At 36.6% G+C, this 26,913-nt stretch carries 26 protein-coding genes; 24 read left to right on the top strand and 2 right to left on the bottom strand.

Translation table 11 applies throughout. From position 1 onward, the window contains the following. Nucleotides 1–116 precede the first annotated feature (116 nt). The 18 genes from codY to ispH all read left to right on the top strand — a co-directional run bounded on the left by codY (nt 117) and on the right by ispH (nt 18,294). Nucleotides 117–875: a GTP-sensing pleiotropic transcriptional regulator CodY gene (codY, locus tag RRY75_RS04415; RefSeq protein WP_332490813.1), complete on the top strand. Its 759-nt coding sequence runs from the start codon at nt 117–119 to the stop codon at nt 873–875. A gap of 320 nt (nt 876–1,195) precedes the next feature. Next, entirely contained in the window at nt 1,196–2,038 is an 843-nt protein-coding gene (locus RRY75_RS04410) for a site-specific tyrosine recombinase (protein ID WP_332490812.1), read from the top strand. Nucleotides 2,039–2,148: 110 nt separating this feature from the next. Beyond that, the gene (locus tag RRY75_RS04405) at nt 2,149–3,318 is read left to right on the top strand and encodes a phosphopentomutase (protein WP_332490810.1); all 1,170 of its coding nucleotides are present in this window, start codon (nt 2,149–2,151) and stop codon (nt 3,316–3,318) included. 11 nt (nt 3,319–3,329) lie between these two features. Beyond that, nucleotides 3,330–4,634: a pyrimidine-nucleoside phosphorylase gene (locus RRY75_RS04400; RefSeq protein WP_332527232.1), complete on the top strand. Its 1,305-nt coding sequence runs from the start codon at nt 3,330–3,332 to the stop codon at nt 4,632–4,634. 288 nt (nt 4,635–4,922) lie between these two features. Further along, nucleotides 4,923–6,104, top strand: coding sequence for a D-alanyl-D-alanine carboxypeptidase family protein (locus tag RRY75_RS04395; protein WP_332490806.1), 1,182 nt, complete (start codon nt 4,923–4,925; stop codon nt 6,102–6,104). Between the two features lie 179 nt (nt 6,105–6,283). Beyond that, a complete protein-coding gene (locus RRY75_RS04390; RefSeq protein ID WP_332490804.1) occupies nt 6,284–7,045 on the top strand; it encodes a segregation and condensation protein A in 762 nt (253 codons plus the stop codon). Next, complete coding sequence (gene scpB / locus RRY75_RS04385) at nt 7,032–7,661, top strand: SMC-Scp complex subunit ScpB (protein WP_332490802.1); 630 nt, start codon at nt 7,032–7,034, stop codon at nt 7,659–7,661. The genes RRY75_RS04390 and scpB overlap by 14 nt, the downstream gene beginning before the upstream one ends. A gap of 89 nt (nt 7,662–7,750) precedes the next feature. Beyond that, nucleotides 7,751–8,914, top strand: a complete 1,164-nt coding sequence (locus RRY75_RS04380; protein WP_332490801.1) for a D-alanyl-D-alanine carboxypeptidase family protein — start codon at nt 7,751–7,753, stop codon at nt 8,912–8,914. Between the two features lie 123 nt (nt 8,915–9,037). Beyond that, complete coding sequence (locus RRY75_RS04375; RefSeq protein ID WP_332490799.1) at nt 9,038–9,748, top strand: pseudouridine synthase; 711 nt, start codon at nt 9,038–9,040, stop codon at nt 9,746–9,748. Between the two features lies 1 nt (nt 9,749). After that, entirely contained in the window at nt 9,750–10,316 is a 567-nt protein-coding gene (locus RRY75_RS04370) for a tRNA (mnm(5)s(2)U34)-methyltransferase (protein ID WP_332490797.1), read from the top strand. A 147-nt stretch (nt 10,317–10,463) separates the two neighbouring features. Next, nucleotides 10,464–11,969, top strand: a complete 1,506-nt coding sequence (locus RRY75_RS04365; RefSeq protein WP_332490795.1) for an acyl-CoA carboxylase subunit beta — start codon at nt 10,464–10,466, stop codon at nt 11,967–11,969. Nucleotides 11,970–11,983: 14 nt separating this feature from the next. After that, nucleotides 11,984–12,316, top strand: coding sequence for an OadG family protein (locus tag RRY75_RS04360; RefSeq protein WP_332490794.1), 333 nt, complete (start codon nt 11,984–11,986; stop codon nt 12,314–12,316). A gap of 22 nt (nt 12,317–12,338) precedes the next feature. Continuing rightward, the gene (locus RRY75_RS04355; protein WP_332527230.1) at nt 12,339–12,722 is read left to right on the top strand and encodes a biotin/lipoyl-containing protein; all 384 of its coding nucleotides are present in this window, start codon (nt 12,339–12,341) and stop codon (nt 12,720–12,722) included. Between the two features lie 100 nt (nt 12,723–12,822). Then, nucleotides 12,823–13,923 (top strand): sodium ion-translocating decarboxylase subunit beta, encoded by a 1,101-nt coding sequence (locus RRY75_RS04350; protein WP_334309691.1) that lies wholly within the window; start codon nt 12,823–12,825, stop codon nt 13,921–13,923. 18 nt (nt 13,924–13,941) lie between these two features. After that, nucleotides 13,942–15,354 carry an oxaloacetate decarboxylase subunit alpha gene (locus RRY75_RS04345; RefSeq protein WP_332490789.1) on the top strand — a complete coding sequence of 471 codons (1,413 nt, stop codon included), beginning with the start codon at nt 13,942–13,944 and terminating at the stop codon, nt 15,352–15,354. Between the two features lie 147 nt (nt 15,355–15,501). After that, complete coding sequence (locus RRY75_RS04340; protein WP_332490787.1) at nt 15,502–16,416, top strand: MurR/RpiR family transcriptional regulator; 915 nt, start codon at nt 15,502–15,504, stop codon at nt 16,414–16,416. 13 nt (nt 16,417–16,429) lie between these two features. After that, nucleotides 16,430–17,449, top strand: a complete 1,020-nt coding sequence (gene cmk / locus RRY75_RS04335) for a (d)CMP kinase (protein WP_332490785.1) — start codon at nt 16,430–16,432, stop codon at nt 17,447–17,449. Nucleotides 17,450–17,460: 11 nt separating this feature from the next. Then, a complete protein-coding gene (ispH, locus tag RRY75_RS04330; protein WP_332490783.1) occupies nt 17,461–18,294 on the top strand; it encodes a 4-hydroxy-3-methylbut-2-enyl diphosphate reductase in 834 nt (277 codons plus the stop codon). Nucleotides 18,295–18,412: 118 nt separating this feature from the next. On the opposite strand, the gene RRY75_RS04325 is transcribed toward ispH, so the two are convergent. Continuing rightward, the gene (locus RRY75_RS04325) at nt 18,413–19,429 is read right to left on the bottom strand and encodes a ribonuclease H-like domain-containing protein (protein ID WP_332490781.1); all 1,017 of its coding nucleotides are present in this window, start codon (nt 19,427–19,429) and stop codon (nt 18,413–18,415) included. Between the two features lie 273 nt (nt 19,430–19,702). On the opposite strand from RRY75_RS04325, the gene RRY75_RS04320 reads away from it, so the two are divergent. From RRY75_RS04320 to RRY75_RS04295, 6 genes are all read left to right on the top strand, one after another. Further along, nucleotides 19,703–20,854, top strand: coding sequence for an ABC transporter substrate-binding protein (locus tag RRY75_RS04320; RefSeq protein WP_332490779.1), 1,152 nt, complete (start codon nt 19,703–19,705; stop codon nt 20,852–20,854). A gap of 89 nt (nt 20,855–20,943) precedes the next feature. Further along, a complete protein-coding gene (locus tag RRY75_RS04315) occupies nt 20,944–21,846 on the top strand; it encodes a branched-chain amino acid ABC transporter permease (RefSeq protein WP_332527229.1) in 903 nt (300 codons plus the stop codon). Nucleotides 21,847–21,855: 9 nt separating this feature from the next. Further along, entirely contained in the window at nt 21,856–22,848 is a 993-nt protein-coding gene (locus tag RRY75_RS04310; RefSeq protein WP_332493471.1) for a branched-chain amino acid ABC transporter permease, read from the top strand. Nucleotide 22,849: 1 nt separating this feature from the next. Next, nucleotides 22,850–23,611, top strand: a complete 762-nt coding sequence (locus tag RRY75_RS04305) for an ABC transporter ATP-binding protein (protein ID WP_332493470.1) — start codon at nt 22,850–22,852, stop codon at nt 23,609–23,611. A gap of 12 nt (nt 23,612–23,623) precedes the next feature. Beyond that, nucleotides 23,624–24,328, top strand: a complete 705-nt coding sequence (locus tag RRY75_RS04300; protein WP_332493469.1) for an ABC transporter ATP-binding protein — start codon at nt 23,624–23,626, stop codon at nt 24,326–24,328. 173 nt (nt 24,329–24,501) lie between these two features. Beyond that, nucleotides 24,502–25,533 carry a patatin-like phospholipase family protein gene (locus tag RRY75_RS04295; RefSeq protein WP_332493468.1) on the top strand — a complete coding sequence of 344 codons (1,032 nt, stop codon included), beginning with the start codon at nt 24,502–24,504 and terminating at the stop codon, nt 25,531–25,533. 120 nt (nt 25,534–25,653) lie between these two features. Here the strand turns inward: RRY75_RS04295 and RRY75_RS04290 are convergent, their stop codons facing one another. Then, a complete protein-coding gene (locus RRY75_RS04290; RefSeq protein ID WP_332493467.1) occupies nt 25,654–26,802 on the bottom strand; it encodes a class I SAM-dependent methyltransferase in 1,149 nt (382 codons plus the stop codon). Between the last annotated feature and the right edge of the window lie 111 nt (nt 26,803–26,913).

Raw genomic sequence — 26,913 nt, 5'->3', positions numbered from 1 at the left:
GGGACAAAGTTGAAATATTCAACTTTGTCTTTTTAGTGGAGATAAATGTATAGAGTGTATAGTGTTTAAATTTTTCGAACATACTAACGGTAGAAAACTATTAAGGAGGAATATTTATGTCAATGGAACTATTACAAAAAATGCGCAAAGTAAATAGATTATTACAACGTGTTGGATCAGATCGCGTGATCTTTTCTGATATTTGTGAAGTAATTAGTGATGTAGTACAATCAAATGTATTAGTAATTAGTACTAAAAGTAAGGTGTTAGGTATTCACAATCTTTTTGCAAATGATATTGTAAACGATGAACAATACATCGGCTATGCTATCAACGATCAACTTATTTCTATGATGGACGTAAGAGAAAATGTTTCTATGGAAACAATTTTTGCAGATAGTGCAAACAGTGGAAACTACATTGGATGTATCGTACCAATCGTAGCAGGTGGTCAAAGACTTGGTACTTTCGTACTTTACAAACAAAAAAATCAAGGTAGCTACGTAACAGAAGATATGATTCTTGCTGAATACGGTGCAACAATTGTAGCTGTAGAAATGCTCACATCTCTTAAAGATGAAACAGATGAGGAAGCACGTAAAATTGCAATCGTTAAATCTGCGATTGGTACATTATCTTATTCAGAACTTGAAGCAATCTTCCATATCTTTGAGAAACTTGATGGAACAGAAGGTTTACTGATCGCAAGTAAAATTGCTGATAAGGTGGGGATTACACGTTCAGTTATTGTTAATGCACTTCGTAAATTTGAAAGTGCTGGTGTAATTGAATCACGTTCTCTTGGTATGAAGGGAACATACATTAAAGTATTAAACGATGCTTTAATTGAAGAATTAAACAAACTTAAAAAATAAATATAAAATATTTATTGAATCAAAGGCTCTAGACAATGTTCTAGAGCCTTTTTTTTATAGGATAGAATAAAAATTTGCAATTTCTTAAAAACCTTCCTATAAATTTCTGAATAATTAATTATATTTAAGAACATAATATATTATATAGTGCACTAAATACTATAAAACACTAGAGTAAAAATATAAAACCTATTTAATTTATAAAAAAAATGAATTTTACTAGACAAAAAAAATCATTTTAGTTATAATCACTGTATACATAATAGTTTATATTTATACTATATATAAATAATATTGTAAGAAAAGGGGGAGTCACATTTATGTACGATGAACTTACTTTGTTCTTAGTCTATTTAAATGAGGTGAAACACGCATCTAAAAATACAATTCAATCTTATGAACGTGACTTAAAGTACTTTTTTAAATTCTTAAGTGAGAATGGTGTTGAGCAGATAAGTGCCATTAGTAGCGAATGGATAGGGGTATATCTAGAACATATGAAAGGGCTTAATAAATCTTCATCGACCATGTCTAGAACATTAGCTTCTATTAGAGCATTCTTTTTCTATCTCATCAAAGAAGGTAAGGCTTATGAAAATCCTGCTATTGTGATAGAAATGCCTAAAATTGAAAAAAAGGTGCCAAAGATTTTATCCGAAAATGACATATCTGTTTTACTAAATGAGCCACATACAACAGATATTAAGGGGATTCGTGATAAGGCTATGCTAGAATTGCTTTATGCAACAGGGATTAGAGTAACTGAGCTCATTACATTAAAAGTGACTGATACTAATCTTAATCAAGGCTACATTATATGTAGAGATCAAAATAAAGAGCGTTGTATACCGATTGGTAAACCAGCAATTACAGCACTTAGACATTATTTATCAGATGTACGCTATGCGATGATTAGAGATCAACAAGAGGAAGCACTCTTTGTCAATTGCAATGGATTGCCTTTAACAAGACAAGGTTTTTGGAAGATTCTTAAAACCTATGCAAAAAATGCTCATATCGAGGCGGATATTACGCCTCACATGTTAAGACACTCTTTTGCAGCACATTTGATTCAGCATGGTGCAAATTTAAAATCAGTGCAACAAATGCTAGGTCATTCAGATATTTCTACCACACAAGTTTATACTCATATTGCTAAATAGCATTTGAAATAGGAAGAACAGGGATAAAACCCCTGTTTTTTTTTGTCTTTTTGGTATACAATACGTCTATAACCAGATAATTGAAATATATGGAGAAGGATGTGATTGACGTGAAGAGAGTTATTTGGATTGTTTTAGATAGTGTTGGAATGGGGGCTATGCCAGATGCCCATTTATATGGAGATGTAGATACAAATACACTTGCTCATGTTTATAATAAGAATAACGGGCTCCAATTACCTAATCTTACAAAACTTGGACTTGGAAATATAGAAGGTATGCAAGCACTTGAAAAAGATGCTGCACCAATGGGAGCTTATGCACGTCTTGGCGAGCTTTCAAAAGGAAAAGATACAACAACAGGACATTGGGAGATGGTGGGTATTCATACAGAAATACCATTCCCTACTTATCCAAATGGCTTCCCAAAAGAAATCATGGATGCCTTTGAAAGTGCAATTGGAACAAAAACACTTGGAAATTGCACAGCTTCAGGAACAGCTATTTTAGATGATTTAGGTGAAGAACATATGAAAACGGGTTACCCTATTGTTTATACATCAGCAGATAGTGTATTCCAAATCGCAGCGCATGAAGATATTATTCCACTTGAAAGACTTTATGAAATGTGTCAAATTGCAAGAAATCTTTTAAGAGGGGAACATGAAGTTTCTCGTGTCATTGCAAGACCTTTCTTAGGCACACCAGGCAATTTTACACGTACACCTAACCGTCATGACTATGCAGTAACACCACCTGCTGAAAACTTATTGACTTATGCCAAAAACAAGGGACTTGATGTAATTGCAGTAGGAAAAATCGAAGATATTTTTGCAGCACAAGGAATTACTTATGCAACTCATACCAAATCTAATGAAGATGGAATTAAAAAGACCATTGAACTCATGAAACAAGAAAGTCGTGGTTTGATTTTTACAAACTTAGTAGACTTCGATATGAAGTGGGGTCATCGTAATGACTGGGGAAATTATGGGAAAGGATTGGAAGAATTTGACCGCTATTTACCAGAGATTATAGATGCGATGAAAGCCGATGATTTACTGATCATTACGGCTGACCATGGTTGTGACCCAACAACACCTGGGACAGACCATACAAGAGAATATGTACCACTGTTAGCCTATAGCAAACAATTTAAAGAAGGCCTTGACCTAGGCACACGTAATAGTTTTGCAGATGTTGGTCAGACTGTATGCGAAATTTTTGGATTACAACCACTTCGTATTGGTGAAAGTTTTTATAAAAAAATTGTTGAATAGAAGGAGATTACATGAGAATTTATGACATTATTGAAAAGAAAAAGTTAGGCAGTATGTTAAGTCATGAAGAGATTCAATTTGTAGTTGAAGGGTACACAAACGGAAGTTTGCCAGATTATCAAGTATCAGCCCTTTTAATGGCCATTTATTTTCAAGGTATGAATGATGATGAAACAGCCTATTTGACAGAGTGTATGGCGCGTAGTGGACAAATGTTGGATTTATCAGCGATTTTAGGTATTAAGGTAGATAAGCATAGCACAGGTGGTGTTGGAGATACAACAACTATTGTATTAGCCCCATTGGTAGCGGCAGCAGGTGTACCGGTTGCTAAAATGTCAGGGCGTGGATTAGGTCATACAGGTGGAACGGTAGATAAGCTTGAGTCCTTCCCTGGTTTTAAAGTAGAACTTGCCTTAGACGATTTTATTGAAAATGTCAATAAACATGGTGTTGCTGTGGTGGGCCAAACAGGTAACTTAGCACCAGCAGATAAAAAGATTTATGCCCTTCGCGATGTAACAGCTACTGTAGATAATGTTTCTTTAATTGCTGCATCTATTATGTCTAAGAAGATTGCTGCAGGTTCTAATGCGATTGTTCTCGATGTAAAGTGTGGAAGTGGGGCATTTATGAAAACATTAGATGACGCCAAAATGCTTGCACAGACAATGGTGCGTATTGGTAAAGCTGTTGGACGTGATACTATTGGTATTGTAACGGATATGAATCAACCTCTAGGAAATGCTATTGGCAACAGCTTAGAGGTCATTGAAGCGATTGAAACCTTAAAAGGACAAGGACCAGAAGACTTAACCTTACTCACCAAGACTTTTGCAGCAAATATGTTCCTTTTAGCACATCGTGTAGAGACGCTTGCAGAAGGTTTAGCGTTGGCAGATGAGTTGATAGCCTCGGGTAAAGCTATGGAAAAACTTGCTGAGTGGGTAGCTTCACAAGGTGGTGATGCGCAGGCTGTCAAAGACTATAGTCTACTTCCAAGTGCACCATATGAAATGGAAATTGTAGCAAAAGAGTCAGGTTATGTAGAAAGTATTGAAACAGAACTGATTGGGAAAGCCGCTTTAGTCCTCGGTGCAGGTAGAGAAAATAAAGAAAGTGTGATTGATTTGGGTGTAGGTTTAATCATGCATAAGAAAATTGGTGATGAAGTGGCTCTAGGTGATTCATTAGCGACATTATATTATAGTGAAGCATCTCATACAGATGCTGCCATGAGATATATTTATGAAGCCTATAGCTTTAGCAAAGATAGGATAGAAAAACCACAGCTTATTTATACAACGATTAGCTAATAGAAGTCAGTAATCTGACTAAAGCAAATGGTATAAGTGTGACTTTTAATACAATAGTCTAGCATTAAGGGATTATTGAAAGAAATGGATTTTAATCATAAAAGAGGATGCGTATTGCATCCTCTTTTATGATTTTATGGGATATAGACTATTTTAAATCTCAAGATGTAAGGGTCAAACAGCTTTAACGATGAATGAGCAGATGTTATTTTCCTATTATTTCACAATTCATAGTATATTTTGTTGGTAATAACAAATAATAGAAATAAATTGTAAGGAGGTAGCAACATGTTAAGAAAAAAAATTATAGTCAGCATACTACTTCTCACATCACTTACTAGCATTTTTAGTGTATTTGCAGAACCGGCACCTAGTGCATCTGGAATGGCTGAAACCGCAAGAAGTTATGTGCTTATGGAAGCCAGTAGTGGCAAGATTTTGTTAGAAAAAAATATGGATGATGAAATTCCACCTGCAAGTATTACAAAAGTTATGACCCTTTTACTTATCCACGAAGCTATTGCAGCAGGAAAAATAAACTGGGATGATCCTGTCACAGTGAGTAGCCATGCAGCAGGCATGGGTGGATCTCAAATTTTCATGGAAGAGGGCGAGCAACAATCTGTACGTGACTTAGTGAAAGCGATTTGTATTGCTTCTGCTAACGATGCAGCAGTTGCTATGGCTGAATACATTGGTGGCAGCGAAAGCCAATTTGTAGATATGATGAATGCACGTGCTAAAGAACTTGGAATGGAACATACCACTTTTAAAAATGCGTGTGGTTTACACATTGATGGGCATGTTTCTTCTGCTCATGATGTTGCACTCATGTCTCGTGCACTCATTGATGATTATCCTGAAATTTCTAAAACCCTTATGACTTGGATGGATACTATTACCCACCATACACGTAAGGGAGATACAGAATTTGGACTTACCAATACTAATAAGATGATTAAGTGGTATAACGGCCTTACAGGACTTAAGACAGGCTATACCCCTCAAGCTAAACACTGTGTGAGTGCAACAGCTTCAAGAGACGACATGAACTTAATTGCGGTTATTATGGGATCTCAAGATGGTAAAATCAGGTTCAGAGAAGCTGCACAGCTTTTAGATTATGGATTTGCCAACTACAAAGTGAAAAAGGGACCTGAGGTAGGTGAAGTCCTTGGAAATATGAAAGTGAAAAAGGGTGATCAAAAAGTAGTGGAACTCACTATTGAAGATTCTATGGCTTTTGTGGTGCCTAAGGAACGTACAGAAAAAGAACTCTCTTATGACATTAAATATGACGAAGATGTTGTAGCACCTATCTACAAAAACCAAAAGCTAGGAATGATTACTTATAGCATGGATGGTGAAGTCGTAGGAGAAGCACCTCTCGTTGCGGCATTTGATGTAGGTAAAGCCAAGTTCAATCATATGCTTCCTTATATGGGAGCACGCTACTTTAGATTAAGTTGAAATGAAATAGTAAGCAGAATAGGCTAAGGTCACATTAAGCTATAATGTGGCCTAGCTTCTTTTTCTTAAATAGTATCGGGCAGATTCGCTTTCTTACGACAAAGTTTACGGTTTAACTTGCAATATGGGAACGAAATCGCTAAACTGTTAATAGATTGTTGTCAGTAAGGAGAAAATGAATGAGCGTAACATTTAAACTAGAAGAATTTGAAGGTCCTCTTGACTTATTACTTTATTTACTTGAAAAAAATAAAATGAGTATTTATGATATAGAAATTTCTTCTATTACGGACCAATATTTAGCGTATATTGAGGCATCTCATACGCTAGAGCTAGAACAAATGAGTGAATTTATTGTCATGGCGGCAACTTTACTCTATATTAAATCTAAAATGCTTTTGCCTAAGCCTCCTAAAAATGAAGAACTCATAGAAGAAGACCCTAGGGAAGAACTAATTAGAAAGCTTTTAGAGTATAAAAAAATCAAATACGTTTCTCATGAACTGGATGAACGACAAAATCTTTCTTCAGATTATTGTTTTAGAAATAATGAAAGCGCAGATCAAATTGAACTGCCAACACCTACGACGCAAGATTTATTAATAGATGTAACTTTAGAGCAACTTTATGAAGCTTTTCAAAATTTAATGAAACAAAAACAAATATTAGTGCATCAAAAATCTAAAAAGATTGATTCTTCTATTTTGAAGAAAGATACGTATACTATTGAGCAGAAGGCGCTATACATTTTAAACTTATTAGAGTTAAATGGAAGAGTCTCCTTTTTTGAGTTGTGCACAATAAGTATGCCAAAAGTTGAACGTATTGTAACTTTTATGTCTATCCTAGAATTAGTACATAAAAAACAAATTCGTATTGTACAAGAAAAGCCTCTGGCAGATATTATCATTACGGGAGTGAAGGAAGATGCAAAAGACTGAACTTGAGAGTATATTAGAATCTATACTCTTTTATGTAGGCGATAGTGTACCCAGTAGTAAGCTATGCGAAATTTGCGAAACAGAAGAAATTACCATCCATATGGCTATTTATAGACTTAATGAGTGGTATGGTAAGACGAACAGTGGGATGGAGATTATTGAAGTGGATAATGGGTATCAAATGTGTACAGTGCCACGCAATATTACATACATCCAACGCTATAAGCAAAAGCCTGTAAAGAAGCTCCTCACCCAAGCACTTTTAGAGACATTAGCTATTGTGGCTTACTCACAGCCTATTACAAAGGCACAGATTGAAGATATTCGAGGTGTGAGGAGTGAGCATGCTGTAAGTAGGCTGTTAGAGTATGACCTTATAGAAGAAGTAGGCAGACTTAATGTTATTGGGCGTCCTATCTTATTTGGAACAACAACAAGTTTCCTACGTCACTTTGGCTTTAAGACTATTGAAGAGCTTCCTAAAGTGAAAGAAGAGTTAATTGAACGCTTCAAAAAAGAAATTGAAGAAGAGATGAACTATATCTCAGAAGAAAGTATTGAAGAAGCAACAAGTCAAGCAGAAGTTGAAAATGAAACGATTGAAATAAGCAAGTAAGGTTAAAGACTCTTTAAAATCATGTATAAAATGGAAACAGATGAGGGATGCTGAATCTTAGAATATGCATGATCGAAGGAGAGGATGATATGAAACGAGGTATTAAAAGTACTGTGGCGATAGCCCTTTTAATTACTCAATGTGTGTACGCAAGTGAAGGTCCTGGAACGATTTATTCTAAAGGTTCTGTTTTGATAGAGAAGGATAGTAAGCGGGTACTTTATGAACAAAATGCCCATGCGCCCTTGGCTATGGCCAGCACAACCAAGATTATGACTTGTATTGTGGCAATTGAGTCTGGGAAGTTAGATGAAATTGTTACAGTTTCAGGGAAGGCTGCTCGTGCACCTAAAGTGAAACTCAATTTAGCAACAGGTGAAAAGCAAAGATTAGGAGACCTACTCTATTCCCTTATGTTAGAATCTCATAATGATACAGCAGTAGCCATAGCAGAACATGTAGGTGGTACGGTAGAAGGCTTTTGTGAGATGATGACCAATAAGGCACGTGAGATAGGTACTGAAGCGACTTGCTTTGAAACACCTAATGGATTAGATGGAGACAACCACCATGCGACAGCCTATGATATGGCGCTTATAGCAGCCTATGCTTTAGAAAACCCCGAGTTTGTCAAGATTATTAATACCTCAGAAATAAGTATTCCCACAGAAGCGGTAGAGGGTAGCAAGCCTCATCATCTTATGAATAAGAATCGCTTCTTAAGTCAATATGAGGGTGCAGAAGGTGTCAAAACCGGCTTTACAAGTAAAGCCGGGCACTGTTTTGTAGGTGCAGCTAAACAAGGCGGCATGGAGCTTGTAGGTGTGGCCCTGGGTGCAGGGTGGAATGCAAAAGGTAAATCCCGTAAATACACAGATGTCATTAAGTTGATGAATTATGGCTTTGATAATTATAAAAAGTATAAAGTATTGGATGATGAAACAATCTATGGCGAAGTACCTGTTCAAAAAGGCAAACAAGAACAAGTAGAAGTTTATGCTAAAGAAGAGATTGTGCTTCCTCTTTCAGCAGAAGAAAAAGCAAAAGTAGAAATCAAAAAGACATTGCCAAGTGAGTTGATGGCCCCTGTTCTAGAAAACCAAGTGGTTGGAAAGCTAGAGGTGGTATGTGGCAATACGATTTTGGAAAAGACAGATTTATTAGCTAACCGCAGTATAGCACGTGCAACGCTTATGGATAAAATTAAAAAGCTTTTCCATATTGAAGAAAATAATGAGGGAGAAATCCATTAGATTCAGCCTTAAAAGGTCCGGACAAGTGGTATAAAAAGACAGATTAATGGCTATAACCTAAACAATATAAGACAGATATAATTAAACATTATAATAAAAGGTAACACAAGAAAGGGTAGATTTATGCGATTACAAAAATATTTAGCACAATGTGGAGTAGGTTCAAGAAGAAAATGTGAGCAATATATAGAAGAAGGCAAAGTTAAAGTCAATGGACAAGTCGTGACAGAACAAGGCATGCAAGTAGAGGATGACGATGAAGTACTCTTTGAAAATCAACCCGTCAAGATGCAAGAACAACTGGTGTATTACTTACTTAACAAGCCAACAGGCTACATCACTTCTGTATCCGATGAAAAAGACCGCCCAACAGTACTAGACCTTGTGAAAAACATTCCTTATCGTATTTTCCCAGTTGGGCGCTTAGACTACAACACAACAGGATTACTCCTTTTAACCAATGATGGAGCACTCACTTATGCACTTACGCATCCTAAGCATCATGTAGATAAAACTTACGTTGTAAAAGTTAAAGGGGATGTGCGCAATGCCACGCTTCAAAAGTTACAACAAGGGGTTGTCATTGATGGTTATTTAACAGCACCTGCTAAAGTTAAGATCATGAGACAAAATGGTGCAACAACAACATTTAGTTTAACTATCCATGAAGGGCGTAACCGCCAAGTTAGAAAAATGTGTGCAGCAGTAGGCTATGATGTTTTAAGACTAACACGTGTTTCTATGGGGGACTTAACACTTGGTGATTTAGAAGTAGGACAATACCGTCCACTTTCAAGAGAGGAAATTAACTACTTGAAAGGTTTAGGTGAATAAGATGCTAAGCCGTAATATGACCGAAAATCTACATCTTCTTATTGAGCAACACCTTAAAATGTGGGGTAAACAAAACTTAACAGCAATGGATGGAACTCTAGGGAATGGTCATGACCTAGAGTTTTTGCATAGGCAAAACCAAGTGCAACATCTCTATGGGTTTGATGTCCAGCAGCAAGCATTAGATGCAAGTGGAGCAAAGATAGTAGGTACAAATAAAGAAGTCCGCCTCATTTTAGATTCGCATCATAACTTAGAACACTATATTGAAGGGGAGATTGATCTTGCTCTTTTCAATCTGGGTTACTTACCAGGTGCAGATAAAAGTATTGTGACCCATACAGAGACGACCCTTGTAGCATTAGAAAAAGTTATGGACAAGCTTTCAGATGGTGGACTCCTTGCAGTCATGACCTATCCCGGGCATGAGGAAGGGCGAAAAGAACATGAACATATTGAAGCCTTTCTGACAACTTACCATGTAAGAGAATATTCAATTTTACACCTAAATGTAAAGAATGTAAAAAAAGCTTGTCCCAATTGTTTCCTCATTATCCGAAAATCATAGGTTGAAATCAGAAAAATAAAGTTAAATGTCATAAAATATACAAAATAATATAAAAATATATTGTATATTTTATTTTATTTTAGTATACTATAAATGGCAATTTTTATAACTTTGTTTTTAATATTTTTACTAATTGGAGGGTATCAGATGAGCACTTTACAAAAATTATCTGAACTGGAAGCTCACAAAGCAGCTATTCAAAGTGGCTATGATGAAGCGGCTAAAAAGGCAGTTTTAGATAAAGGTAAGCTAACTGCCAGAGACAGAATCACACATTTACTAGACGAAAATAGTTTCGTTGAAATTGGTACTTTCATTACAAGTAAGACTATAGCTTGTAAAGGGGACAAAGCACCAGCAGATGGTGTTGTATGTGGATATGGTACGATCGAAGGAAATCTTATTTACGTGTATAGTCAAGATCCAACTGTTATGGCTGGTTCAATTGGCGAGATGCATGCGAAGAAAATTGTTAAGACTTATGATGATGCTATTAAGATGGGTGCACCTGTTGTAGGCTTTGTAGATACAGTAGGACTTCGCTTAGAAGAAAGTATTGAAGCACTTAATGGTTATGGAATGATTTTTGGTAAAATGACAGAAGCCTCAGGGCTTGTGCCTCAGATTGCTGTTGTATGTGGAGACTGTGCAGGGGGAGCATCCTTTATAGCAGGATTATCTGATTTTACATTTATCTCAACAAAGAATGGACAGATGTACTTAAATAGTCCTAATACCCTTGAAGATAAAAAAGCATCTTTTGATACAGTGGCAGCACCTAAAGTGCACTTAAGTGAAAGTGGCTTAGCAAACTTTGGAGCAGAGGATGAGCCAAGCTTGATTGCAAGTGTACGTGACTTAGTAAGCTTCTTACCCTCTAACAGTGAAGAAGAAGCACCTTGCATTGTATGTCATGATGACTTAAACCGAGTAGATGCCCAGCTGAATCAATTTGACTTTGAAAGTGGTAATGTAGGTCATATTGTAACTTCCATCGTAGATGACTGTACATATCTAGAAGTGAGTCATGAATATGGTACAAAAGCTTTAACAGCTTTTGCAAGAATGAATGGTGCAACAGTAGGGATTATTGCCAATACAGATGCAATCATTGATTTAAAAGCAGTTGAAAAAATAACAAGTTTTGTAGAGTTCTGTGATGCTTTTAATATCCCATTAGTAACCCTTACCCAAATTGAACGCATTGCATCCACTGTAGAAACTGAAAAGTTAGGCATCATTAAAGCTGCAAGTAAATTAGCGTTTGCTTTTGCCAATGCAAGCGTACCTAAAGTTAATGTAATCTTAAAAGAAGCTTATGGTATGGCGTATACTTTAATGAATAGTAAACATTTAGGCTGTGACTATGTGTATGCATGGCCAACTGCTGAAGTTTCAACAATGAACAGTGAAAGTGCTGTTAAAATTATGTTCCAAGAAGAACTAGCACATGCTAGTGATAAGCTTACACTCATGAATGAAAAAATAGCAGAATACGAAGCAGCACATAGCAACGTATATGCAGTAGCAGCGCATGGCTATATCGATGATATTATTGAACCAGCAGCTACAAGAAAACGTGTTATTGCGGCCCTTGAAGTACTTTGTACCAAACAAGTGGCAAGTACATTAAAAAAACACGCAACAGTATAAGGTAGGTGAGCCAAATGAAACTAAGTTTGAACTTTGGTGCCATGATTGATGGATTAAGTGTATTCTTAATCGGGGTATCTATGGTATTCGTTGTACTTCTGATTCTCATTGCTTTAATTAAGCTAACAGGCTATATTGTAGCAATAATCGAAGGAAAGAAAAGCACCAAGCAAGAGGTTGCAGTGACAATTGTAGAAGAAATGGCAACTACAGAAACTATTGTGGATGTTACAGCAGAACTTGAACTTGTAGCCGTGATTACAGCCGTGATTGCAGCCAGTCTTGAGACAACGACAGATAAGTTGCAAGTACGTTCATTGAGACAAATTAATAGACATAGAGCATAGAAAATTTGGGAGGGTTTAAACCATGAGAAAATTTCAAGTAACAGTTAATGGGAATACATATGAAGTAGAAGTAGAAGAATTAGTAGGTGGTGTAAGTACACCTGTAACAGGCGTTGCACAACCTATCGCAACACCTGTGGTACCAATTGCACCTAAAGCCGTTGCGACACCAGTAGCAACAGGTGCAACAGGTGCAAATAAAGTTGTAGCACCTATGCCAGGTAAAATTGTAGATGTTAAAGTAAAAGTAGGACAAGCTGTTAAAGAAGGTGACCTCATTGCAATCTTAGAAGCGATGAAAATGGAAAATGAAGTTTTCGCATCTGCATCAGGCACTATTGCATCTGTAAACGTAACAGCAGGTGCTATGGTAGAAGCAAACGATGTGATTGTTTCTATGAACTAATCTTTTGACCTAATGCTTAGAGGGGGAAACAAAAATGAATATATTGAGTGTCTTCGTAGACGCAGTCAAAGAATTCTGCTTAAGTTCAGGTATTGCACAAATGCAATGGGAGTATGCAGCAATGATTATTCTTGCCTGTGGTCTGCTCTATTTAGCTATTGCAAAAGGGTTTGAGCCACTTTTACTTGTCCCAATTGCCTTTGGTATGCTCATGGTTAACTTACCAGGCGTTGGAATTACTTCACCGGATATGATAAATGAAGTAACAGGAAAGTTAGAACCAGGTGGACTTTTATACTACATAGGTATGGGTAAAGAGTTAGGTATTTTCCCACCTCTTATTTTTATAGGAGTAGGGGCAATGACTGATTTTGGGCCACTTATTGCCAATCCTAAAAGCTTACTTTTAGGTGCAGCAGCTCAAATTGGTATTTTCGTAGCATTCTTAGGTGCGCTTTTGCTTGGCTTTACAGGTCCAGAAGCCGCATCTATTGGTATTATCGGAGGAGCAGATGGCCCTACATCTATTTTTGTAGCCACAAAGCTTGCACCACATTTACTTGGGGCGATTGCCGTATCTGCTTATTCTTATATGGCCCTTGTACCACTTATTCAGCCGCCTATTATGAAATTTTTCACAACTAAAGAACAACGTATGGTTAAAATGGAACAGCTTCGTCCTGTTTCAAAAACAGAGAAAATTGTCTTTCCAATTATTGTTACCATTGTCGTATCACTTATTTTACCATCAGCAGGTACACTTGTTGGGATGTTAATGTTTGGTAACTTGTTAAAAGAAGTTGCATCAACTAATCGTTTAGCCGATGTAGCAAGCAATGCGATGATGTCTATCATTACCATTTTATTAGGAATTTCAGTCGGCGCTTCTACAAGTGCAGAAAAGTTCCTCAATACAAGTACACTTCGTATTTTGGCATTAGGACTCTTTGCCTTTATTGTTGGGACAGCAGCAGGTGTTTTGTTTGGTAAGATTATGTACTATGCAAGTGGGAAGAAATTCAATCCACTTATTGGAGCAGCTGGGGTATCTGCTGTGCCAATGGCAGCACGTGTTGTTCAAAAAACAGGACAAGAAGAATGTCCAACAAACTTCTTACTGATGCATGCAATGGGACCAAACGTAGCAGGGGTAATTGGTTCTGCCATTGCAGCAGGTGTACTACTATCAATTTATGGTTAATAAGGGAGGCTCATATACATGTCAGAAAATATTGTAAGACCTGTTAAAATAATGGATACAACATTACGTGATGCACACCAATCTTTAATTGCTACACGTATGACAACCGAACAAATTTTACCTATTGTTTCTAAAATGGATCAAGTTGGCTTCCATGCTATGGAAGTATGGGGCGGTGCAACCTTTGATGCGTGTCTTCGCTTCTTAAAAGAAGATCCTTGGGAAAGGCTACGTAAAATTCGTAAAGAAGTAAAGAATACAAAGCTTCAAATGCTCTTTAGAGGGCAAAATATTTTAGGTTATCGTCACTATGCAGATGATGTAGTAGAATACTTTGTTCAAAAAAGTATTGCAAATGGCATTGATATTATTCGTATCTTTGATGCTTTAAATGATATGCGTAACTTAGAAACATCGGTTAAAGCAACGCACAAAGAAGGTGGTCATGCACAGGTTGCTATTTCTTATACACTCAGTGATGTACATACTTTAGCTTACTATGTAGACCTTGCAAAACGCATTGAAAATATGGGTGCACATTCTATTTGCATCAAAGATATGGCAGGACTTTTAGTGCCTTATGAAGCAGAACGCTTAGTCAAAGCTTTAAAATCAAATACAGACCTTCCTATTCAACTTCATACCCATTATACAAGTGGGGTAGCTTCTATGACTTACTTAAAAGCGGTAGAAGCAGGCTGTGATATTATTGATACAGCCATGTCACCACTTGCTATGGGTACTTCTCAACCAGCAACTGAAGTGCTCGTTGAAACCTTTAAAGGTACACCTTATGATACAGGCATCGATGGAGAAGCCTTAAGTGAAATTACTGAATACTTTAGACCCATGCGTGAAGAAGCACTTGAAAGTGGTTTGATGAACACAAAAGTATTAGCAGTAGATATCAATACCCTTCGTTATCAAGTGCCAGGAGGGATGCTTTCAAACCTTGTATCCCAACTTAAACAACAAAATGCTGAAGATAAATACTATGAGGTATTAAGAGAAATTCCAAGAGTACGTGCAGACTTTGGTTATGTACCTCTTGTTACACCAAGTAGTCAAATCGTAGGGACACAAGCTGTACTCAACGTTCTTGCAGGAGAACGTTACAAAATGGTTTCTAAAGAGTCTAAAGGGATTGTACGTGGTGAATACGGCAGTACACCAGTCCCAATTGAACAAGAAATCATCAAGAAAATCATAGGGGATGAACAACCTATTACTTGTAGACCAGCCGACCTTCTCACACCAGAACTAGATAAGCTTGAAAAGGAAATGGCAATCTATAAGAAACAAGATGAAGATGTGCTTTCCTATGCTTTATTCCCACAAGTTGCAACTGATTTCTTTAAACACCGAGAAGCCCAAGCGGTAAAAGTGGACCCCGCTGTTGCAGATACCAAAAACAAAGCTTATCCGGTCTAATCTATAAAAAACACAAAAGGCTGCAGGGAATAGTCATCCTGGAGCCTTTTTTATGCTTTAATTCATAAAATATCGTTGTAAAAAGCAAAATATCATATATAATGATACTAGATAAAAGATAAAGAAGGTATTTGAAAGGAAATGAATATGAACAATGATTTAATTCATCGCATTAAAAAAAGTATGCCTAAGCTGAGTAAGGGGCAAAAGCTCATTGCCAACTACATTTTAGAGCATTACGAAAAAGCAGTGTTCTTAACAGCCGCACGACTTGGAACAATTGTAGGGGTAAGTGAATCAACAGTCGTACGTTTTGCAAACGAATTAGGTTATGATGGATACCCTAAATTCCAAGAAGCACTTGAAGAACTTGTAAAGAGCAAGCTTACAGCGATGCAACGTTTAGAAGTTACCACAGATCGTATTGACGTCAACCACGTTTTAAAAAGTGTACTTCAAACAGATCAAGAAAAAATTGCTTATACCATTGAACAAATAGATGAAGAAACATTTGATAATGCTATTGATAAGATTATTCAAGCAGATACTATTTATATTTTAGGCGTAAGAAGTTGTGCAGGACTTGCAAGCTTCTTAGGTTTTTACTTTAATATTATTTTCCCACGGGTTAAAGTGGTGAATACCAATAGCATCAGTGAGATTTTTGAAATTATACACCATATTAGTGATAAAGATGTAGTTATTGGGATTAGCTTCCCACGTTATTCTAAACGTATTATTAAGGCACTTGAATATGCCCGTACAAGACAGGCTCATGTTATTGCCATTACAGATAGCTACATTTCACCTATTGCACAGTATGCAGAACATACGTTAATTGGACGCAGTGAGATGGTTTCTTTTGTGGATTCACTCGTTGCACCGCTTAGTATTATTAATGCCATTATTGTAGCCATTAGCTTACGTAAAAAGGATGAGATTTCAGCCAACTTAGATAACCTTGAAACAGTATGGATGGAATATGAAGTTTATGATGATACAAGAGAACTCAATGGACAAAATCCTAACAATTCAGGAAACGCTAAGGAAAAATGCGATTAAAGAGAGGGATAAGATGAAGAGTGTTGCCGTAAGAGGCGCAATTACAGCCCAAAATACTAAAGAGTCTATCGTAAGTCAAACGAGAAGACTCCTAGAAGCTGTATTAAAAGCCAATCATATAGAGATAGATGAAATTATACAAATCATATTTACTTGCACAAAAGATTTAAATGCAGCTTACCCAGCTATTGCAGCAAGAGCATTAGGTATTACTGAGGCAGCACTTATGTGTATGCAAGAAATGGATGTTGAAGGTTCACTTGAGCATTGCATTCGTTTATCTATGCTTTGTACAAGTGGAAAAGAAACACAGCATACAGTTAAACATCAATATTTAGGCGAAGCACGCAAACTACGTCCAGACCTAGCCCATTTTTCACTAGCTTTAGACGGGCCAGCAGGAGCCGGAAAAAGTACAATTGCCAAACGCGTAGCAGCAGAACTGGGGTGTACCTATATTGATACAGGTGCCATGTACCGTAGTGTAGGACTATACTGTATTCAAAGAGGCATTGACTATAACTTTGAAGACCTTGTGAATGAAGTACTAGAAGACATGCATATCGATTTAACTTATGAAAATGCAACACAATGTATTTATTTAAATTCAGACGATGTAAGTGAGGCAATTCGTACCCAAGAAGTAGCAGCGTCTGCTTCTAAAGTCGCAACTTATGCCAAAGTACGTACAGCTTTAGTGGATATGCAAAGAAGATTAGCAGCTACGAAGTCCGTTGTCATGGATGGACGTGACATAGGGACTGTAGTGTTACCAAAAGCTACTCTTAAAATCTTTTTAACAGCTTCAAGTGAAGAACGTGCAAAAAGACGTTTTAAAGAATACGAAGAAAAAGGTTTGAAAATAAGCTTTGAAACACTTCTTGAAGAAATCGAAGCCCGTGACTACCAAGATATGAATCGTAGTGTGTCACCGCTTAAAAAGGCTGAAGATGCAGTGGAAGTAGATACAACCAATCTGAGTGTAGAACAGATTGTAACACATATTATAGAACTACTTAAGGAAAGACAATAGGAGTTGATTAAATGGAAATATTATTAGCAAAAAGCGCTGGTTTTTGTTTTGGTGTTAAACGCGCTGTAGATATGGCTTTTAAAACAGACTCTACAAAAAAAACATATACATTAGGTCATATTATTCATAATGAAACGGTGACACATCAGTTACATGAAAAGGGCATTGAGTCGATTGAGCATATGGATCATGTGCCGATGGACCAACTTATTATTCGTGCTCATGGGGTGCCAGAAGAAGTTTATCAAGAGGCTTATGAGAAGTCAGTTCATGTCATTGATGCTACTTGCCCTTATGTAACTAAAATTCATAAGCTTGTAAGCCGTCATGAAAAAGAAGGTTTCAATATTATCCTTATAGGTGATGCCAATCATCCTGAAATTATAGGGATTAATGGATGGACTAAAAAGGGATGTATCATTCTTAAAAATAAATCAGAGTTAGATTTTAGCCAACTGAGCCAAGATGCACGCTATTTTATTGTTTCTCAAACGACTTATAAAAAGGCAGTGGTGGACGAAATTGTAGAGGCACTTGAACAAGCAGGATACAATATAAAATTTATGAATACCATTTGTAGTGCAACATCGGAAAGACAAAATGAAGCACGTGAGATGGCTTCACAAGTTGAGGCAATGGTTGTTATTGGAAGCCGTCATAGCTCAAATACACAAAAGCTTTATGAAATTTGTGGGTCTCTTTGTCCAAAGACTTACTGCATTGATGATGCAAGTATGTTAAAAGAGGAAGACTTTGAAGGGATTGAAAAGGTAGGGGTGACAGCAGGTGCATCTACACCAGCAGATGTTATTGATGAGGTCTTGACAAAGCTTCAACAAATTTAAATTATAGCTACAGATATAGATCGTGAAATCCTTGCGAAAGCACAAGCAGACCAATACATTGAAAAACATTTCATGAATTCTTCTCATATTTTCTTTTATGAGAAAAATAACGCAAAAGTCAAATAGACTTTTGCGTTATTTTTTTGAGCAATAATTCAAGAAGGGGAAGAAGATGCGGTTCAAAAGAGGGGGCATCATATAAGGTGTAGCCGTGTTTAGCTTCATCTTGCCAGATGAGACTATCTTTTTCGAATACAAAAGGTAAGTAGTAACCTGTTTGTTCTAAGTAGCAAGTGTCTTTAGTAGCTTTTTGACGCATAGAAGTAGGGAGTAATTTGGCAAGAGACTTATGCAACAGTTTCCCTTCTACGAAGTAGTAGTCTTTAGGTGGTAAATAAGCTTTAAGTTGTAAGTGACGTGCTTTAGCATAAAGGAACATGAGTCCGGTAGTGGCATCGTAGTGATAAGCAACGCCCTCTTCTTCATGAGAACCTTTAAAAGAAGTATTATACAACTGTAAAGGCTTCAAAGTAAAAGTGACTCGGTATGTATCTAAGTGAGAGTCTTGTAAAATGGATGGACTGAGTTGTTTCATAAATTGAGTATAGTTAAAAATGGCTTGTAAACTGAGAAGTTCTTCTTTGTTATGCTCTAAAATAAGTGTTGCATAGGATGGGTTAGGCCCTTGTAAAAGAAGTTTAGCCAATTTGGCTAGTTCTTTGCCAGAAGTAGTTTGTATACGATGAAAACCTATATGCATCTCTAAGATAGAGCGTTTTGCTTTGGAAGGCTTTAAATCCACTAAGTGGCAAGTAGTCAAAAAGGAGGAATCAAGTCCATAAGCTTGTAACTTTTCTATAAAGAAGGGCCACTCGAAATGTTTACCACCATAAGTATAGATTTTATTGTAAGCAGAGAGTCTTTCCATGAGTAGATGAAGGAGGTCTTTTTCTTCAGAACCATTTTCTAAAAGCCATTGTTCTATATAAAGTGTCTCTCCTTTTCTAGAAGCTAGTCCTAAACAGATTAAAAAATCATGTTGTTTAGATAATCCGGTTGTTTCTAGATCTAAAAAACAGTGATGAGCAGTAGGGAAAGTACTGCTTAAAGGCAGTGTATGAGTTATGTAAAGCATTTGCAACCATCCTTTCGTATCTTCTTTTATTTTACAAAGATTTTATAAGGGTTTCAAGAGGTGAGTCCTAAAAAGCAAAGTTCACATAATGCGTATTAAAAATTATGAAATTATAAATTAAATGATTTTTATAATCAAAATAAAATCATAAATAAACCGTGTTATTATATTGAATATAATAAATATATAAAATTTGTAAGAAATAATTCTTGAAATTGAATGTTATATTGAGTATAATTTCAAATATGATAATAAAATTTATGGGGGGATATTATGAAAACAAAGAAAATATTTGCTATGGGATTAGCAGTTATGATGACTTCAATGAACTTTGTAGGATGTCAGCAAGCAGGAGGAAGTAATGACAGTATTAAAGTTGGAGCAAGTTTTGATTTAACTGGGTCATGTGCTCAATATGGTATTGCCGCCAGTAATGGTGCAAAATTGGCAATTGAGGAATACAATGCAGCAGGTGGTGTGCTAGAAAAACAAATTGAGTTTATTTTAGAAGATAATAAGGCCAATCAACAAGATGCAACAAATGCCTTCAAGAAGTTAGTTGAAAATGATAAAGTTGTTGCTTTTATTGGTTCGGATATTAGCAGTACAACTGAGACAATTGCTCACTTAGCGGCCAAGAAGAATATTCCAATGATTACACCAACAGGAACGAAAGCAGACATTACAACAATAGGAAACAATATCTTTAGAGCATGTTACATAGACCCAGCACAAGGTGAACTACTTGCTAAGTTTGCAACAGAAGATTTAAATGCAAAAAAAGTAGCTGTACTGATCAACTCTGAGTCGGACTATTCATCAGGCATTGCAGAGGCATTCCAAGAACTTTTTGAGGCAAATGGTGGAGAAATTGTAAGAGTTGAAAACTATGGAAATAGTGATGTAGATTTCAAACCTATTTTAACTAATGTAAAAAATGCAGATCCAGAGGTCATCGTCATTCCAGACTACTATGAGATGATTGCAAACATTGCTACACAAGCAAGGGAAATTGGGATTGATGCAACACTTATTGGTGGAGATGGCTGGGATGGCGTAACAGAAAAAACAGTAAATAACCCAGAAGTTGTAGAAGGTAGTTACTTTGTTAACCATTATACCGTAGAAGATTCATCTGAAATGGTTCAAAACTTTATTCAAAACTATAAAGCTAAATATAATGAAGAACCAAATGCTTTTGCAGCACTAGGATATGATGCAGCACGTATTATGCTTGAAGCAATTAAAACAGCAGGAACTATAGATGCAACTGCTGTTGTCACAGCACTTCAAAATACAGATTTAGAATGTGTAACAGGAGATATTACCTTTGATGCAAATCGTAATCCAGTGAAGTCTGTATCTGTTATTGCTATTCAAAATGGACAAAATAAACTTTACAAAAAGTTAGATGCTGTAAAATAAATTTAAGCAAAGAGGACTGTTGTATAACAGTCCTAAATTTTACAACTTTTAAAAGAGTTATGTAAAATTAGAGGAGAGGGGATTTTAATATGGATTATGGAACACTATTGATACAGCAGATTTTAAATGGTTTACATATAGGAAGTATTTATGCATTGATTGCATTAGGTTATACCATGGTATATGGTATTGTTAAACTAATCAACTTTGCACACGGTGATATTATGATGGTGGGAGCCTATATTGCTTTTGTGATGATTGCAGTTTTTAACTTGCCATTACCGATTGCTATTATTATTTCTATGGTATCTTGCGCAGTAATTGGGATGGGAATTGAAAAGATTGCCTACAAACCGCTTCGTCAAGCACCTAGAATGTGGGCACTAATTACCGCTATTGGGGTAAGCTTTTTCTTAGAAACCTTGTTTACCATATTATTTGGAGCAAGTTCTAAACCATTTCCAACGATTTCACTTGCACCCATTCAAATTGGGCAACTTCAAATTAGTAAAATTATGTTGATCTCATTAGGGTTTTCTATATTGCTCATGCTCGCTTTAGAGCTTTTTATCAAAAAGACTAAGTTAGGGAAGGCTATGCGTGCAGCTTCTGAAGACAAACAGGCGGCAGCACTTATGGGGATTTCTGTAAATAAGACCATTTCTATTGCTTTTGCAATTGGTTCTGCGCTAGGAGCAATGGGGGGGATTCTCTTTGCTATGGCTTATCCTCAAATCAAACCTTTAATGGGTGTTATGCCTGGACTTAAAGCCTTTATTGCAGCTGTGCTTGGTGGGATTGGTGTCATTCCAGGTGCGATGCTTGGAGGATTTCTACTAGGGATTATTGAAAGTTTAGCCAAAGGCTTCTTATCTGTCTTTTGGGCAGGTGCTTCTTCATGGGCAGATGCCATTCTATTTTTAATCTTAATTTTAGTACTCTTACTGAAGCCATCTGGTATTTTAGGTAAGAATGTACGTGAGAAAGTGTAGGTGAAAAGCATGAAGATAGAAAGATTAACAAAGCACAAAGGGATAACTTTTTTTATCGGTGTGATTTTCATTTATAGCTTAGTGATACTAGGAATGGGTGTAGGCATATTAAACTACTATTATACAGGCGTTCTTATTTCAATTTTAATCAATATCATTATGGCAACATCCTTAACTTTAGTTACAGGGTATTTAGGAGAATTAGTATTAGGGCATGCAGGGTTTATGGCGATAGGAGCATATACCTCAGCTATTCTAACGATGAACTTAGATTTGCCAATGATGATTGAATTTCCATTAGGTCTTGTTGTAGGTGGACTCTTTGCAGCCGTTGTTGGTATTCTTATTGGTCTCCCCGCTTTAAGATTGCGAGGAGACTATCTAGGTATTATCACTTTAGGATTTGGAGAAATCATTCGTATTGTCTTAAATAACTTAAAAATTACTAACGGTGCCAAAGGTCTTTCAGGTATTTCAAGTTACAGTAATTTTACAGTCACTTTTTTTGTCACAGTGATTGTAGTCGCGACTTTGTTTTTGATTATTAAATCTAGGCAAGGCCGTGCAATTATAGCGATTCGTGAAAATGAGATTGCAACAGATTGTGTAGGAGTTTCTACTTTTTATTATAAGACCTTTGCCTTTGCCATTGCAGCGTTCTTTGCAGGGATTGGTGGTGGACTTTATGCGCACTACTTACAGGGTCTTACCCCAAGTAGTTTTGGATTTTTAAATTCAATTGAGTACTTAATTATCGTTGTACTTGGTGGGATGGGAAGTTTAGGTGGAACCATTATTGCTGCCATTGTACTCGGCATATTAAATGAAGTGTTACGTACATTTTCTGAATACCGTATGCTCATTTACTCTTTAGTCCTCGTAGTTATGATGGTATGTAAAGCTAAAGGCATTACGATAAAAGGCATTTTAGGAAAATTAGGGTTAGAAAATACCCTTAAGCTTAAAAATAAAAAAACATTAAGTGAAGGGAAGGAGGCGTAGTATGGCACTTTTAGAAGTTAACAAAATGAGTGTAAACTTTGGTGGAATTAAACCTGTTTCAGAGCTAGATTTACATATTGAAAAGGGGGAGCTTGTTGGGTTGATTGGGCCTAACGGAGCGGGGAAGACAACGGTTTTTAATTTGCTCACGGGTGTGTATACGCCAACGGAAGGTTCTATCCTTTTTGATGGCGAACGTATTGACCACTTGAAAACTCATCAAATTGTGAAAAAGGGGATTACCCGTACGTTTCAAAATATTCGTCTTTTTAAGCAGATGAGTGTCATTGATAACGTGAAAGTTGCTTTTAATAATCGCTTAAGTTATAACAGTATAGAATGTATTTTAAGGCTTCCTAGATATCAAAAACAAGAAAAATGGTTGTATGAAGAGGCTATGAAACTCCTGGAGATTTTTGAATTGGATGAATACGCCAATGAACTTAGTATGAACTTACCTTATGGGAAACAACGTAAATTAGAAATTGCAAGAGCATTAGCAGGTAACCCTAAGTTGCTTTTACTAGATGAACCAGCAGCGGGGATGAATCCGAATGAAACCAATGAACTCATGCATACGATTAAAATGATTCGTGACCAGTTCAACATTGCCATCTTACTCATTGAGCATGATATGCATTTGGTAATGTCCATTTGTGAACGGTTAGTCGTTATTGACTATGGAAATGTAATCGCACGGGGGACACCAGAAGAAGTGCAAAATAATGAGAAAGTAATAGGTGCTTATTTGGGGCATGCCTAAAGGAGGGGAAATATGTTAAAAGTTGAAAATCTAAATGTACATTATGGCAATATCCATGCCTTGAAGAATATCTCTTTTGAAGTTGGAAAAGGTGAGATTGTTACACTCATTGGAGCCAATGGAGCAGGGAAGACCTCTACACTCCAAGCGGTTAGTGGCATGCTTAAGCCAAGTAGCGGAACAATTACCTTGAAAGGGAAAGATGTTGGACATAAAGAGTCCCATCAGCTTGTTCCTCTTGGAATGGCTCATGTACCAGAAGGACGCCGTGTATTTGCACAGATGAGTGTAGAAGAAAACTTAGAGCTTGGTGCGTATATTTCAAATGACAAAAAGCAAATAGCTGGAGATATTGAAAAGATGTATACGCGTTTTCCACGTCTGAAGGAAAGACGCAGACAATTGGCTGGAACTATGAGTGGTGGAGAGCAACAAATGCTTGCCATGGCACGAGCACTGATGTCTAGGCCTGAAATTGTCCTAATGGATGAGCCTTCAATGGGACTTGCACCTATTTTAGTTCAAGAAATTTTTGACATCATCAAAGAGATTAATACCACAGGGACAACTGTATTGCTTGTTGAACAAAATGCGAATATGGCCCTTCAGATTGCCCATCGTGCGTACGTACTTGAAACAGGAGAAATGGTACTTTCGGGAGTAGGAAAAGAATTACTTAATAATGCCCAAGTTAAAAAAGCATATTTAGGGGCATAGTTATTAAAGACTTAGTATTTGTATACGCTGGTTGAAAAAATGTAGGACAGAAAGTAGTCGTGAGCTACCCTAAAATGCAAGTGAGCCATAAGTTATAGAACTTATCGCTCGCTTACATTTTAGGGTGGTTTTTTTATAAACTGTCATATACTAACTACAAGGAGGGGATAGTTATGATTCGAATTCTTTCTATAGATGGAGGGGGCATAAGAGGTATTATTCCGGCAACGATATTGGTAGCTTTTGAAAGTTACCTTAAGCAGTATAGTGGAAATAGTGAGACAACAATTGCAGACTATGTAGATTTAATAGCTGGGACGAGTACAGGAGGGATTCTTACTGCACTTTATATTTGCCCAGACCCTAAAAATCCAACAAAGTCTAGGTTTAGCGCACAAGAAGCTTTAGATTTTTATCTTCAGCATGGACCAACAATCTTTAAGAAAAACTTTTTGCATAGTCTTTATGCTGTGTTTGGTTTAGCAGAAGCGAGATATAAAAATAAAAGTTACTTAGCTTTGTTAGAAGATATTTTAGGAAAAACCAAGCTGAGTGAGCTCATTCGCCCTTGTCTCATTTGTGCTTATGATATTGAGAGAAGGCAAGCTGTCCTATTCAATCAATTAGATCCTTATCGGAGTAATACGGAATTAGACTTTTATGTGAAAGATGTACTCCAAGCAACCAGTGCAGCACCCACCTATTTTCAGCCAGCACGGATTCAAGATTCCCAAGGAGAAAGCTATTCACTCATAGATGGAGGCGTTTTTGCCAATAACCCAACATTATGTGCCTATGCAGAAGCAAGTAAGCTTTCTAAAGAGAGGGGGAATAACTATTCTATCTTTTCGCTTGGAACAGGAGCTATTTTGCAACCTTATCCGTATTGCAAAGCGAAAGGTTGGGGAGGAGCAGGATGGGCAAGACCACTATTTTCTATTTTATTAGGAGGTGTAGCAGAGACTGTTGATTATCAAGTGAAGGTGATGTATGAAGCAGAAGGAAATGTTAAAGATTATTTGCGTATCCAAACTTTCTTAAGTGAGTCAGAAAAAGAGTTGGCACAACTAGATAATGTAAGCGAGAAGAATATGCGACATCTGAAAACACTAGGAGAAGCATTAGTGAAAGAAAATGAAAAAGAATTGAGAAGTATGGCACGCAAATGGATTAAGGAGAGTGCGTGCTCAAGGCTAAGTATTTAAAAAAGTATGAGGGATGTCTTTCAATTAAGTATAGAGAAAAGAGAAATACAGTGAGGCTTAGAAATTAAAAGAAAAACCTGCTCATGAGATAAACTTTTCATGAGCAGGTTTTAGAAGGTGTTAGCAATTCTTTTCTATTAAATGTGGAAGAGTTAAATCTAGGTGCATCCCTTCACTTAATGTTTGATAAGTTTCTAGCGCTTTAGGATTAGGGGCACTAGACTTAGTGGCTTTGATAAGAATATTTTTAGGCGTGTGTTGCATATCGATAAATTCCATCACATTGACTTTGTAACCCATACCTTCTAGATAGAGTGAACGCATACCGTCTGTAATGAATGATGCAATCTTTTCTTTTAAAATCCCATGTTTTAATATAGGGTCAAGAAGTGGTGTATGGATTTGGGTGTAACACTCATGATGGCAGCATGGGACTGCTAAAATAACTTTGGCATCCCAACTTACAGCTTTAGCGAGGGCTGCATCCGTTGCAGTATTACAAGCATGAAGGGATACGACCATATCAATGGCTTGATTTGTTGTATACTTACCAATATCACCAACTTGGAATTTTAGATGCTCGTATCCTAACTCGTTTGCAAGTTGATTGCAAAAGGCAATAACATCTTCTTTTAAATCTAGGCCAACAATTTCAACTTGTTTGCCTAAGATCTCTGTTAAGTAGTGATACATGGCAAAGGTTAAATAAGACTTTCCACATCCAAAGTCAATAATACGGATGAAGTCTTGGTTAAGGACAGGCATAACTGCTTCTATAGTTTCTAAGTATTTATTGATTTGTTTGTATTTATCATATTTAGAAGGTTTAACCTGGCCATCTTCACTTATAAGGCCTAGTTTCATTAAGAATCCTTTAGAAGAATCATCGTTTAAAATATATTGTTTTTGACGGTTGTGAGAAAGCGTAGACGTTTGCTTTTTAGTAGGTGCTTTGCGTTTAATGCTGGCTTCACCTTTTTTGTTAAGGAGTGCTTGATAATCTCCAGTGGCTGTATAAAGTTGAATTTGCTTAAAATGACCACAGTTTGTACGTAAGAAGTCACCCATTTGGTCAAAGCTTACATTTTCATGATAGGCTTTGTTTTGTTTATAAAGGGTACATTGAACAAGGACAGTGCCTTTAAGTTCAATAAGCTTTGCAGTTACTTTTTCATAGTGGTCTTGTTTTACACGTGGATTACTCCAAATAGCATCTATAAAATGTCCCTCTTGTAAGGACGTTTCCATTAAATTAATGATTTTTTCCATTTGTATCAATCGCTCCTTGTTTTTCGTAGTATTATCATACTACGAAAAAGAGAGGGATGCAACGCTACCTAGACTATACTTTGAATCTGTTTCCTACTATAATAAAGGTAA

It is taken from the genome of Niameybacter sp. (assembly GCF_036655075.1).
GTDB lineage: Bacteria > Bacillota > Clostridia > Lachnospirales > Cellulosilyticaceae > Holtiella.
Note: the sequence above shows the minus strand (reverse complement) of the source record. Positions and strands in the feature narration are given on the sequence as shown.